General features: G+C 62.3%; 10 protein-coding genes. 8 read left to right on the forward strand and 2 right to left on the reverse strand.

The window, feature by feature from the left end; translation table 11 throughout:
* The first annotated feature begins 11 nt into the window (after nt 1–11).
* Both O3299_RS21205 and metF read left to right on the forward strand, forming a co-directional pair.
* A complete protein-coding gene (locus O3299_RS21205) occupies nt 12–368 on the forward strand; it encodes a phage holin family protein (RefSeq protein ID WP_099665786.1) in 357 nt (118 codons plus the stop codon).
* Nucleotides 355–1185: a methylenetetrahydrofolate reductase [NAD(P)H] gene (gene metF, locus O3299_RS21210; protein ID WP_034783533.1), complete on the forward strand. Its 831-nt coding sequence runs from the start codon at nt 355–357 to the stop codon at nt 1183–1185. Before O3299_RS21205 ends, metF begins: the two co-directional genes overlap by 14 nt.
* A 135-nt stretch (nt 1186–1320) precedes the next feature.
* Here the strand turns inward: metF and O3299_RS21215 are convergent, their stop codons facing one another.
* Complete coding sequence (locus tag O3299_RS21215; protein WP_305063135.1) at nt 1321–1848, reverse strand: 5-formyltetrahydrofolate cyclo-ligase; 528 nt, start codon at nt 1846–1848, stop codon at nt 1321–1323.
* A gap of 137 nt (nt 1849–1985) precedes the next feature.
* Here O3299_RS21215 and O3299_RS21220 point away from each other — a divergent pair, with 137 nt between their 5' ends.
* The 4 genes from O3299_RS21220 (at nt 1986) to O3299_RS21235 (ending at nt 6572) form a co-directional block, all read left to right on the forward strand.
* Entirely contained in the window at nt 1986–3941 is a 1956-nt protein-coding gene (locus O3299_RS21220; RefSeq protein WP_305053798.1) for a lytic transglycosylase domain-containing protein, read from the forward strand.
* A gap of 12 nt (nt 3942–3953) precedes the next feature.
* Nucleotides 3954–4670, forward strand: a complete 717-nt coding sequence (locus O3299_RS21225) for a glutathione S-transferase family protein (RefSeq protein ID WP_305063136.1) — start codon at nt 3954–3956, stop codon at nt 4668–4670.
* Nucleotides 4671–4682: 12 nt separating this feature from the next.
* Entirely contained in the window at nt 4683–5780 is a 1098-nt protein-coding gene (locus O3299_RS21230) for a multifunctional CCA addition/repair protein (protein WP_305063137.1), read from the forward strand.
* 87 nt (nt 5781–5867) lie between these two features.
* Nucleotides 5868–6572, forward strand: a complete 705-nt coding sequence (locus O3299_RS21235) for a GNAT family N-acetyltransferase (RefSeq protein ID WP_305063138.1) — start codon at nt 5868–5870, stop codon at nt 6570–6572.
* On the opposite strand, the gene O3299_RS21240 is transcribed toward O3299_RS21235, so the two are convergent.
* Nucleotides 6564–7088: an Lrp/AsnC family transcriptional regulator gene (locus tag O3299_RS21240; protein ID WP_034753092.1), complete on the reverse strand. Its 525-nt coding sequence runs from the start codon at nt 7086–7088 to the stop codon at nt 6564–6566. The genes O3299_RS21235 and O3299_RS21240 overlap by 9 nt on opposite strands.
* A 125-nt stretch (nt 7089–7213) precedes the next feature.
* On the opposite strand from O3299_RS21240, the gene hppD reads away from it, so the two are divergent.
* Together hppD and O3299_RS21250 are read left to right on the forward strand one after the other, a co-directional pair.
* The gene (hppD, locus tag O3299_RS21245; RefSeq protein ID WP_305063139.1) at nt 7214–8341 is read left to right on the forward strand and encodes a 4-hydroxyphenylpyruvate dioxygenase; all 1128 of its coding nucleotides are present in this window, start codon (nt 7214–7216) and stop codon (nt 8339–8341) included.
* A gap of 196 nt (nt 8342–8537) precedes the next feature.
* The gene (locus O3299_RS21250; protein WP_305063140.1) at nt 8538–12137 is read left to right on the forward strand and encodes an indolepyruvate ferredoxin oxidoreductase family protein; all 3600 of its coding nucleotides are present in this window, start codon (nt 8538–8540) and stop codon (nt 12135–12137) included.
* The last annotated feature ends 98 nt before the right edge of the window (nt 12138–12235 follow it).

Raw genomic sequence — 12235 nt, forward strand, 5'->3', positions numbered from 1 at the left:
AGGCTAGAGAAATGCGCTTGCTACTGATTTGGTTTATCAATGCGGCGGCCCTGTTTGCCGTCCCTTACCTGATGCACTCGGTGACGATGAGCAGCGGCTGGACCGCGCTGCTGGCCGCTGCCGTGCTGGGGCTGGTTAATGCGCTGATCCGTCCCTTGCTGATCCTGCTGACCCTGCCCGTGACGTTCTTGTCGCTGGGCCTGTTCATTTTGATCATCAACGGCTTCATGTTCTGGCTGGTGGCGCAGATGATCGCTGGTTTCCATGTCGCCAGTTTCTGGTCGGCCGTGGGCGGTGCCATTCTGTACAGCATCATTTCCTGGGCCTTGTCGACCTTACTTTTGAGCAACGACGATGGAAAAGCATAACTTCAGTATTGAGTTTTTCCCGCCGAAAACCCCGGAAGGGGCGGAAAAGCTGCGCGCCACGCGTGTCAAGTTGTCTGAATTGCATCCGAAGTATTTCTCGGTGACGTTTGGCGCCGGCGGCACCACGCAGCAGGGTACCTTGGACACCGTGCGCGAGATCCTGGCGGCCGGCGAACAGGCCGCGCCCCATCTGTCTTGCGTGGGCGGTTCGCGCGAATCGATCCGCGCCGTGCTGGCCGACTTCAAGGCGGCCGGCGTGAACCGCATCGTGGCCTTGCGCGGCGACTTGCCGAGCGGCTATGGCGCCTCGGGCGAGTTCCGCTACGCCAACGAGCTGGTGGAATTCATCCGCGCCGAGACGGGCGACCATTTCCATATCGAAGTGGCTGCCTATCCGGAAGTGCACCCGCAAGCCCGTTCGCCGCAGGACGACTTGAACGCGTTCGCGCGCAAGGTGCAGGCCGGCGCCGATGCGGCCATCACCCAGTACTTCTACAATGCCGACGCGTATTTCCAGTTTGTCGAGCAGACGCAGAAGATGGGCATCAACGTGCCCATCGTGGCCGGCATCATGCCGATCACGAATTACACGCAGCTGATGCGCTTTTCGGACATGTGCGGCGCGGAAATTCCACGCTGGGTGCGTCTGAAACTGGCCAGCTTCGGCGACGACAGCGCGTCCATCAAGGCTTTTGGCCTGGACGTGGTGACGGGCTTGTGCGAACGCCTGCTGGAAGGCGGCGCGCCAGGCTTGCATTTCTATAGCATGAACCAGGCGGCGCCTACGACCGCACTGTGGCAGCGCCTGGTCAAGTAATTCCTTGCAGTTATAGCGCCTAACAAAACCGTCGCGAGCGGCAGCGAGTTGCGGCCGAGAAGCGGAGCTGTGCTATCGCACAGTGAGCATCGGAGGCCGCAAATCGCGACGCGCAGTAGGTTATGTTAGGTGCTTTCAGAGCAGATCGCCCTCGGTCACGATGTGATCGAGGGCGATGTCGTATTCGCCGTTGGGAAAGCTTGCCGCCAGGCAGGTATAGGCGATGCCCAGGGTGCGCGGACGGGGCAGTTGCGCCAGGGTGCGGTCGTAATACCCGCCGCCATAGCCGAGCCGGTACCGTTCCCCATTAAAACCCAGGCAAGGTACCAGCAGGGTGGCGGGCGCCGGGCGCAGGCGCAATTCGGCGGGCACGGCCACGCCCATGCCATCCTTGACCATCGCTTCTCCCGGCGTCCAGCTGGAAAACGCCAGCGGTGCATGCTTTTCCAGCACCACCGGCAAGCTTAATTGCACGCCGCGCGCGGCCAGCTGCGCATACGCGCCGTGCAAGTCCGGCTCGCCATGCAGGGGCCAGTACACGCCCAGTTCCTCGACGTTTTCCTGCGCGCACCAGTCCAGCAGGCGCTGCGCGATGGCCGCATCCCACTGCGCGCGCGTGGCGTCGGGCAGGGCGCGCCGGGCCGCCAGCAAGGCTTTGCGCAAGCCGGCTTTTTCCTGTGGCGCAATGGGTGGCCGTGCAGCCGGATCGCATGTTATTCTAGGGTCGCTATTCATATCACCATCAAGTTAAGATTGAGAGTCGTACATTGATTTCCCCACTGAAATGGATTGCCGGCACGATGCTGTGTGTTGCATCGGCCTTGTCTCCCCTGGCCGCCCTGGCCCAGGTGTCCGCTACCGTAACGCCCGCCGCTCCCGACACGCGCAGCGAGGACGATGCCTTCCTGCTGCTGCGCGACGCCGCGCGCAAGGATGACGTCGAAAAAGCCGACTTTTATGCGGGGCGCCTGACGAATTACCAGATTCCCTCGTATGTCGACTATTATCGGCTGAAACCGCGCATCAAACAGTTGACCGAGGCACAATTTCGCGATTACCTGAACCGCTACAAGGGCAGCGCCATCGCCGACCGCTTCCGCAACGACTGGCTGCTGGAGCTTGGCCGCAAGCGCGACTGGGTCGTGTTTGATGAACAATACCCGCAATTCGCCCTCGACGACGACACCCAGCTCAAGTGCTACGCGCTGATGTCGCGCGCCGCCAAGGGGCAGAACGTGGCGTCCGAGGCGCGCAACCTGCTCGTCTCGCCGCCCGGCTATGGCGAAGCGTGCGGCAGCCTGATCGCGGCACTGGCGCAAAATGGCCAGTTCGATACGAACGACCTGTGGGCGCAGATCCGCCTGGCGGGCCAGACGAATGCCACGGGCCCGGCCCGCCGCATCGCGCTGTTGCTGGGCGCGTCCGACGCGAAGATGGCGCAAGCCATCGACTTGCCGGCGCTGGTGCTGGCCAAGGGCGCGGGCGCCAGCCGTGCCGACCACGAGATGTACCTGGTGGCCGTCGGCCGCATGGCGAAAAGCACCTTGAAACTGGGCGTCGTGGCCCTGCAAAAGGCGAGCGCGCAATTGACGCCGCAGGAACAGGCCATCGGCTGGGCCAGCCTGGCCCTGCAAGCGTCGTATGCGCTGGCGCCGGAAGCGTTCGAATATTGGCAAAAAACCAATGGCGCTCCCCTGACCCAGGAGCAGATGCAATGGAAGGCGCGTATCGCCTTGCGTGAAGGCAACTGGCCACTTGTGAAGGCCGCCATCCAGGCCATGCCGGCGTCCCTGCGCACGGATCCCACCTGGGTGTACTGGCTGGCGCGCGCACAGCAGGCGGAAACGCCGGGCCGCCCGAACCCGCAGGCGGACGCCCTGTACCGCACGATTTCCGACCAGTCGAATTTCTATGGCTTGCTGGCCAATGAAGAGCTGGGCAACCATCTGGTCTTGCCGCCGCCGGGCCAGCCCGTCAGTCCGACGGAAATTGCCGCCATGGCCGCCAATCCGGGCTTGCAGCGCGCCTTGAAATTTTTCAATATGCGCCTGCGCTTCGAAGGCACGCGCGAGTGGAACTGGGAATTGCGTTCGATGACGGACCGCCAGCACCTGGCGGCCGCGGAATTTGCGCGCCAAAACAATGTGCTCGACCGCATGGTCAACACCTCGGACCGCACGCGCCTGGAAGTGGACTATACGCAGCGCTACCCGACGCCGCACGACGACGTCATGCATCCGGCCACGCAAACCCTGGGCCTGGACAAGGCCTGGGTGTATGGCTTGATCCGCCAGGAATCGCGCTTCATCATGGATGCGCAGTCGCACGTGGGGGCGTCCGGTTTGATGCAGGTCATGCCGTCGACGGCCCGCTATGTCGCCAAGAAGATCGGCCTCACCGATTTCGTCACGGAAACCTTGAGCGATGTGCGCACGAATGTCTTGCTGGGCACGAATTACCTGAACATGGTGCTCGGTGGTCTTGACGGCTCGCAAGTGCTGGCCAGCGCCGCCTACAACGCGGGACCGGGGCGTCTGCGCATCTGGCGCGCCACCATGACGCGTCCGCTGGAAGGCGCCGTCTTTGCCGAGATCATTCCGTACACGGAAACGCGCGGCTACGTGAAAAACGTGATGGCCAACGCCACCTATTACGCTGCCCTGTTCGAGAAGAGCCCGCAGTCGCTGAAGGCGCGCCTGGGCACCGTGGGACCGAAAAACAGCGCCGTTTCCGCCGATTTGCCATCCTCCAACTAAAGTCCGCCGACCATGCAAACGACCATCCTTGATCCCAGCCTGACGCAAACCCTGGCCGCCGCGCGCGAGCCGGGCCTGACCCTCATCATCGGCAACAAGAATTACTCATCGTGGTCGATGCGCCCGTGGGTGGCCATGACGGCCTTCGGCATCCCGTTCCAGGAAGTGCGCGTGCTGCTCGACCAGAGCGACACGACCACCAAGATCGCCGAATATTCGGCCTGCGGCCGGGTCCCCGTGCTGCTGGCGGGCGAGATCACGATCTGGGACAGCCTGGCCATCTGCGAATACCTGGCCGAGCAGTTTCCGGATAAACACATGTGGCCGCAAGACGTGGCCGCGCGCGCCATGGCGCGTTGTATCTGCGCGGAAATGCATTCCGGCTTTACCGGCTTGCGCACCGATATGTCGATGAATATCAAGGCAAAATTGCCGGGACGTGGCCGCACGGCCGCCGCGCAGGCCGACATTGGCCGCATCAGCGAAATCTGGGAAGAGTGCCTGTCGCGCTTTGGCCACCACCAGTTCCTGTTTGGCGACTTTTCCATCGCCGACGCGTATTTCGCCCCCGTCGTCATGCGTTTCCGCACGTATGGCGTGAGCCTGGCGCCGGCCCTGAACGCGTATTGCGAGCGCGTGCAGGCGCACCCGGCCGTGGCCCGCTGGATCACGGAAGCGCTGGCGGAAACGGAAGTCGCTGCCAAGCACGACGCGGAATTACCTGAATAAGAAAAGAGTGTTATGAAGATTTACACGGTCGGTGGCGCGGTGCGCGACCAACTGCTGGGCTTGCCCGTGAAAGACCACGACCACGTCGTCGTGGGCGCCACGCCGGAAGACATGCTGCGCCAGGGCTTCCGGCCCGTCGGCAAGGATTTCCCCGTGTTTTTGCACCCGAAGACGCAGGAAGAATACGCCCTGGCCCGCACGGAGCGCAAGACGGCGCCCGGCTACCGGGGCTTTGTCTTCCACACGGCGCCCGACGTCACGCTGGAAGACGACCTGGTGCGCCGCGATCTGACCATCAACGCCATCGCCCGGGCCGAGGACGGGACGTTGACCGATCCGTTCGGCGGTATCGAGGATATTCGCACTAAAATCTTCCGCCACGTCTCCGACGCCTTTGGCGAAGACCCCGTGCGCATCTTGCGCCTGGCCCGCTTTGCCGCCCGTTTTCATACCTTCACTGTCGCTCCCGCCACCCTGGCCCTGATGCGCCGCATGGTGGCCGACGGCGAAGTCGACGCCCTGGTGGCCGAGCGCGTGTGGCAGGAAGTGGCCAAGGGGCTGATGGAAAGCCATCCTTCGCGCATGCTGACGGTGCTGCACGAATGCGGCGCCCTGGCGCGCATCATGGGCGAAATCCCGCTGAGCGAGCGCTTGCTGCAGGTCGTCGACCATGCCGCCGCGCAAGGTCATGACTTGCCCGTGCGTTTCGCCGCCCTGATGCTGCATATGAGCAAAGATGCCATCGAGCAACTGAGCGAGCGCTTGCGCGTGCCCAACGAGTGCCGCGAGCTGGCCGTCATGGCGGCGCGCGAACGGGACCATATCAATGGCGCGCTGGCGCTGAGCGCCGAAGCCGTGGTGAGCTTGTGCGAACGCTGCGACGGCTTGCGCAAGCCGCAGCGCTTTGCGCAACTGCTGCAAGCCGTCGCTTGCGACGGGCTGGTCACTGGCGATTTCCCTCAGGCGGCGCGGCTGCAGGGCGGATTGGATGCGGCGCGCGCCGTGAATGCGGGCGCGCTGGCGCAAGGCTGTGCGGAGCCGAAACGCATCCCCGAAGTCATCCACGCGGCGCGGGTGGCGGCCGTGCAGGCGTTCCTGGGCCAGGCTTGAATGGCGGGAATACGCTACAATGGCGCCACAATGTTGCACCGCACAATACCAGCCTGACGTGCCGCAGCACCGCCCCCAGGAGTCGACGTGACCTTACCCAAGCTGTTTCAAAACCCGTTTCGCCGCTGGCTCAGCCGTAGCGGTGGCGGGCGTCCTACCGTGCTCGTCAAACAATTGCATGAGCGCGACCGGCGCCGCATGATGAAGCATTTCCTGTCGCTCGAGAAAAGCGACCGCCTGCTGCGCTTCGGCAGCGCCTTGCCCGATGAACTCGTGGCCCAGTACGTGCAAAAGATGGATTTTTCGCGCGACATGATCTACGGCGTCTACAACAGCCTGTTCAAGCTGGTGGGCGTGGGGCACCTAGCGTTCGCGCCGAAGGACCAGTCGCCGGCGAAAAGCGTGGTGACGGACAAGGAACAGGTGGCGGAGTTTGGCGTATCGGTGTCGAAATCCATGCGCGGCATGGGGGTCGGGTCGAAATTGTTCGAACGGGCGGCGATTCACTGCCGTAACAACGATGTCGATACCCTGTACATGCATTGTTTGTCGTCGAACAAGACGATGATGCATATCGCCAAGAAGGCGGGCATGGAAATCCAGCGCGACTATGGCGAAGCCGATGCATATCTGAAACTGTTGCCGCCGAACCCGACCAGCATGCTGCAGGAAGCCGTGCAGGAACAGTTCGCCATGTTCGACTACACGTTCAAGGCCAACGCGCGTGCCGCGTTCAAACTGTGGGATCGCTTGCCGGGGCGCAAGAAGAAGCCCGGGCCGCCGTTACAATAAGGGCAGGGCCGTCGTATCCTTGATGCGCTGCAAGGCAAAGCTCGATTTCACGTCCAGCACGGCCGGATGGCGCAGCAGGGTCGCCATCATGAAGCGCGAAAAATGCTCCATGTCTTCCACGTGCACGCGCAACAGATAATCCATTTCGCCCGTCATTGCATAGCAGGCCACCACTTCCGGCCATTGCGCCACGGCCACGGCAAAGTCGGCGCGCGGCGAGGTATTCGTCACCAGATTCGGCGCCAGCACGCGCGCCGTGCTGTGCGCCGTGGCGTCGCTGTGCTTTTCCAGCCGCACGTTGACGTAGGCGAGCAAGCCCAGGCCGATCTTTTCCGGGTCCAGCAGGGCCACGTACTGGCGGATCACGCCCGCTTCTTCCAGCCGTTTGACGCGGCGCAAGCATGGCGACGGCGACAGGCTGACCTGCTCGGCCACGTCCTGGTTCGACAGGCGGCCATCGGCCTGCAGGACGGCGAGGATCTTGCGATCCGTTTTATCCAGCGTAATTTTGCTCATGCTTCCTCCGGTGGTTCTTGTTTCACGCAATATTATTGCGCAAATCATGATTGTTCGGGAGATCTTTGGCATTTAATGCCCACAGACCGCGCCTATACTGTGCGCTACTTCTTGGAGGAGACATCATGCAATTTCAGCCTTGGGATAACCCGATGGGTACCGATGGTTTCGAGTTCGTCGAGTATGCAGCACCAGACCCAAAAGCATTGGGCAAGCTGTTCGAGAACATGGGCTTCACGGCCATCGCGCGCCACCGCCACAAGGATGTGACCCTGTACCGTCAGGGCGACATCAATTTCATCATCAATGCCGAACAAGATTCGTTCGCGCAGCGTTTTGCCCGCCATCACGGCCCGTCCGTGTGCGCCATCGCCATCCGCGTCGACGACGCGGCCTTCGTGTACCGCCGCGCGCTGGAACTGGGCGCCTGGGGCTTCGACAATAAAACGGGGCCGATGGAGCTGAATATCCCCGCCATCAAGGGCGTGGGCGATTCCCTGTTGTACTTCGTCGACCGCTGGCGCGGCAAGGGCGCCGACAAGCCGGACGTGGCCGCGCCAGGCGGCATCGGCGACATCAGCATCTATGACGTCGACTTCGTCGCCATTCCCGGCGCCGTCGCCAACCCCGTCGGCCATGGCCTGACGTATATCGACCACCTGACGCACAATGTGCACCGTGGCCGCATGAAGGAATGGGCGACGTTCTATGAAAGCCTGTTCAACTTCCGCGAAGTGCGCTATTTCGACATCGAAGGCAAGTTGACGGGCCTCAAGTCGAAGGCCATGACTTCGCCGTGCGGCAAGATCCGCATTCCGATCAATGAATCGTCGGACGACAAGTCGCAGATCGCCGAATACCTGGACCAGTACCATGGCGAAGGCATCCAGCATATCGCCCTGGGTACGGACAATATCTACGCATCCGTGCAAGGCATGCGCGATACGGGTATCGATTTCCAGGATACGATTGAAACTTACTATGAGCTGGTCAACCGCCGCCTGCCGAACCATGGCGAGCAGCTGGAAGAACTGCGCCGCCTGCGCATCCTGATCGATGGCCACAGCACGGAAAATGAACGCGAGCTGCTGCTGCAAATCTTCACGCAGACGGTGATCGGCCCGATCTTCTTTGAGATCATCCAGCGCAAGGGCGACCAGGGCTTCGGCGAAGGCAATTTCCGCGCCCTGTTCGAATCGATCGAGCTGGACCAGATCAAGCGCGGCGTGCTGAAAGATACGAACGCCGCGTAATGTTGCTCTGTAACAAATAGTAGTGAAAATGGTACCCGCCCGGGAGTGCAGCGCAGCAAAGAACTGCGCGCATTCCTGTGGTAGTCTACGACAAACAAGTCATTTTTCCGCACCGGCATTGTCCACAAGGCACAGCCGGTACGTGTGAGTTCAACCGACTTTGCACGCGTAGCACAGAGAATAATGGAGACAAGTAATGAATGCACCAATCAAGGGCTCGAGTCTTGAGCCGGGCGCGCACGCGTCCGAAATTTCCCTGAACGACAAATACACGCTGGAGCGTGGCCGCGCCTTCATGACGGGCACGCAAGCGCTGATCCGCCTGCCCATGCTGCAGCGCGAGCGCGATTTGAAGGCGGGCCTGAATACGGCCGGCTATATCACCGGTTACCGCGGTTCGCCTGTGACATCCGTCGACATGACGGCGATCAAGGCCAAGAAATATCTCGATGAACACCACGTCAAATTCCATCCGGGCCTGAACGAAGATCTGGCCGCCACAGCCGTCTGGGGCACGCAGCAAACGAATCTGTTCGAAGACGCGAAATACGACGGCGTGTTCGGCATGTGGTACGGCAAGGGCCCTGGCGTCGACCGCTGCGGCGACGTGTTCAAGCACGCCAATAACGCCGGCTCCGCCAAGCATGGCGGCGTGCTGGTGCTGGCCGGCGACGACCATGCGGCAAAATCCTCGTCCACGGCGCACCAGTCCGACCATATCCTGAACGCCTGCGGCATCCCCGTGCTGTACCCGTCGTCGGTGCAGGAATACATCGACTACGGCTTGCACGCGTGGGCCATGAGCCGCTACACGGGGCTATGGGTGTCGATGAAATGCGTGACCGACATCATCGAGTCGGGCGCCGCCGTCGATTTCGACCCGGACCGCGTGCAGATCACCCTGCCGACCGACTTCGAAATGCCTGCCGGCGGCTTGAACATCCGCTGGCCCGACACGGTGCTGGAACAAGAAGTACGCATGAACAGCTACAAATGGTATGCGGCGCTGGCGTATGCGCGTGCCAACAAGCTCAATAAAATCATCTGGGACAGCCCGAAGGCGCGCATTGGCATCATCACGGCCGGCAAATCCTACCTGGACACGCGCCAGGCGCTGGCCGACCTGGGCATCGACGAACAGACGGCGTCCGACATCGGCATCCGCCTGTACAAGATCGGCATGACGTGGCCGCTGGAAGCGGACGGCGTGCATGAATTTGCCAAGGGCCTCGACGAAATCCTCGTGGTGGAAGAAAAGCGGCAAATCCTCGAATACGCGCTGAAGGAAGAACTGTACAACCTGAAGGACGGCGAGCGTCCGCGCGTGGTCGGCAAGTTCGATGACACGGGCGAATGGAGCAACCAGAAGGGCACCGGTCACGGCGACTGGCTGCTGCCGGCCACGTATGAGCTGAACCCGGCCATGATCGCCCGCGCCATTGCCAGCCGCATTTCGCGCTATTACGCCGGTCATCCGGTGGAGCAGCGCGTGAAGGAACGCATCGCCTATCTGGAAGCGAAGGAAAACGTCCTCAAGGCCATCAGCGTGAAACCGGATCCGCAAAAGGACCGCACGCCGTTCTTCTGCTCCGGCTGCCCGCACAACAGTTCGACCAAGGTGCCGGAAGGCTCGCGCGCGCTGGCCGGCATCGGCTGCCACTACATGGTGCTGTGGATGGACCGCGAAACGTCGACATTCACCCACATGGGCGCCGAAGGCGTCACGTGGGTTGGGCAGGCGCCGTTCACGAATGAAAAGCACGTATTTACCAACCTCGGCGACGGCACGTATTTCCACTCGGGCATCCTGGCCATCCGCGCGGCCGTCTCGGCCAAGGTGAACATCACTTATAAAATTCTGTTCAACGATGCGGTGGCCATGACGGGCGGCCAGGAATTCGACGGCCCGCTGTCGCCGGCCATCATTTCGCGCCAGATCGCCGCCGAAGGCGTCGGTCCCATCATCGTCGTCACGGATGAACCGGAAAAATACCCGGACGATTACGCCTGGGCGGAAGGCGTCACCGTGCGCCACCGTTCGGAACTGATGGACGTGCAGCGCGAACTGCGCGACATGCCCGGCGTATCGGCCATGATCTACGACCAGACCTGTGCTTCGGAAAAACGCCGCCGCCGGAAACGCAATGAATACCCGGACCCGGCCAAGCGCGCCGTCATCAACGAAGCCGTCTGCGAAGGCTGCGGCGACTGCTCCGTGCAATCGAACTGCCTGTCGGTGGAACCGCTGGAAACGGAACTGGGGCGCAAGCGCCAGATCAACCAGTCGTCCTGCAACAAGGATTTCTCGTGCACGACGGGTTTCTGTCCCAGCTTCGTGACGGTGGAAGGCGGCGGCTTGAAAAAGCCGAAGAAGGCGGCGGCTGCCGCCGACAAGGACGCGCCAGCGGCGCCGGCCTTGCCGACGCCCGTCATTCCGTCGACGGCCGAGCCGTTCGGCATCCTGGTCACCGGCATCGGCGGCACGGGCGTCGTCACCGTCGGCCAGATACTGGCCATGGCGGCCCACGTGGAAGGCAAGGGCTGTTCCGTGCTGGACATGAGCGGCCTGGCGCAAAAAGGCGGCCCCGTGATGTCGCACGTGCGCCTGGCGGACCGCCAGGAAGACATCCACTCGACGCGCGTGGGCACCGGTGCGGCCGATCTCGTCATCGGCTGCGACTTGATCGTCACGGCCAGCCGCGACGCCCTGTCGCGCATGGGAGAGGGCCGCAGCTGGGCCATGATCAACTCGACCAGCTCGTCGACGGCCGCGTTCGTGAAAAACCCGGACTGGCAATTCCCCGGCGCCTCGGCGCGCATGGAAATCGAAAAGGCGTGCGGCAGCGACCACGTGGACTTCATCGACGCGGGCCAGATCGCCACGGCGCTGATGGGCGACTCCATCGCGACGAACATGTTCATGCTGGGCTATGCCTGGCAAAAGGGCAAGGTGCCGCTGTCGGAAGCTGCCATCATGAAGGCCATCGACTTGAACAACGTCTCGGTGGCGTTCAACAAGGCCGCCTTCAACTGGGGCCGCGCGGGCGCCCACGATGCGGCCAGCCTGGTGCGCATGACGACGCCAGCCAAGGTGGTGGAATTCAAGCGCATCGAAACGCTCGACGACCTGATCGAAAAACGCGTGGCTTTGCTGACGGCTTACCAGGACCGCGCGTATGCGCAGCAATACCTGGACTTCGTCGGCCAGGTGCGCGCCGCCGAAAGCGCCCTGAATGGCCCGCACCTGCGCCTGACGGAAGCCGTGGCCCGCTACTTCTACAAGCTGATGGCCTACAAGGACGAGTACGAAGTGGCGCGCCTGTACACGGACGGCGCCTTCCAGGCGAAGATCGCCGCCATGTTCGAAGGCGACATCAAGCTCAAGTTCCACCTGGCGCCGCCGATCATGGCGAAAACGGATGCCCATGGCCATTTGATCAAGAAGGAATATGGCCCATGGATGCTGAAGGCCTTCGGCGTGCTGGCCAAGTTCAAGGGCTTGCGCGGCACGGCTTTCGACGTGTTCGGCCATACAGCCGAGCGCAAGATGGAGCGCGCGCTGATACTCGAGTACCGCACGACGGTGGGCGGCTTGCTGCCGAAACTGACGATGGCCAAGCTGGCGCAAGCCGTGGCGATTGCCAGCATCCCGGAAGACATCCGCGGCTATGGCCACGTGAAGGAGCGTCATTTGAAGGCGGCGAAAGAGAAGGAAGCCAGTTTGCTGATCGCCTTCAACGCACCGACGCCGTTGCCGCCCGTCATGGCGGCACCCGTGGCGGCCACCGTGGCGTGATGGGGTGAACTTCACGCTGTAGCAATGGCGCCTGCGGGCGCCATTTTTTTTGTATCAAAGAAAACAACGCCTGTTTGTAAAACGTCTTATAATTTTTC

It is taken from the genome of Janthinobacterium sp. SUN176 (assembly GCF_030587335.1).
In the GTDB taxonomy this organism is placed as follows: Bacteria; Pseudomonadota; Gammaproteobacteria; order Burkholderiales; family Burkholderiaceae_D; genus Janthinobacterium; species Janthinobacterium kumbetense.

What these genes read in the sequence shown, in the direction of transcription:
- O3299_RS21225 (WP_305063136.1), top strand. Translation starts at nt 3,954, where the DNA reads ATGCAAACGACCATCCTTGATCCCAGCCTGACGCAAACCCTGGCCGCC.
- O3299_RS21250 (WP_305063140.1), top strand. Translation starts at nt 8,538, where the DNA reads ATGAATGCACCAATCAAGGGCTCGAGTCTTGAGCCGGGCGCGCACGCG.
- O3299_RS21220 (WP_305053798.1), top strand. Translation starts at nt 1,986, where the DNA reads ATGCTGTGTGTTGCATCGGCCTTGTCTCCCCTGGCCGCCCTGGCCCAG.
- hppD (WP_305063139.1), top strand. Translation starts at nt 7,214, where the DNA reads ATGCAATTTCAGCCTTGGGATAACCCGATGGGTACCGATGGTTTCGAG.
- metF (WP_034783533.1), top strand. Translation starts at nt 355, where the DNA reads ATGGAAAAGCATAACTTCAGTATTGAGTTTTTCCCGCCGAAAACCCCG.
- O3299_RS21230 (WP_305063137.1), top strand. Translation starts at nt 4,683, where the DNA reads ATGAAGATTTACACGGTCGGTGGCGCGGTGCGCGACCAACTGCTGGGC.
- O3299_RS21205 (WP_099665786.1), top strand. Translation starts at nt 12, where the DNA reads ATGCGCTTGCTACTGATTTGGTTTATCAATGCGGCGGCCCTGTTTGCC.
- O3299_RS21240 (WP_034753092.1), bottom strand. Translation starts at nt 7,088, where the DNA reads ATGAGCAAAATTACGCTGGATAAAACGGATCGCAAGATCCTCGCCGTC.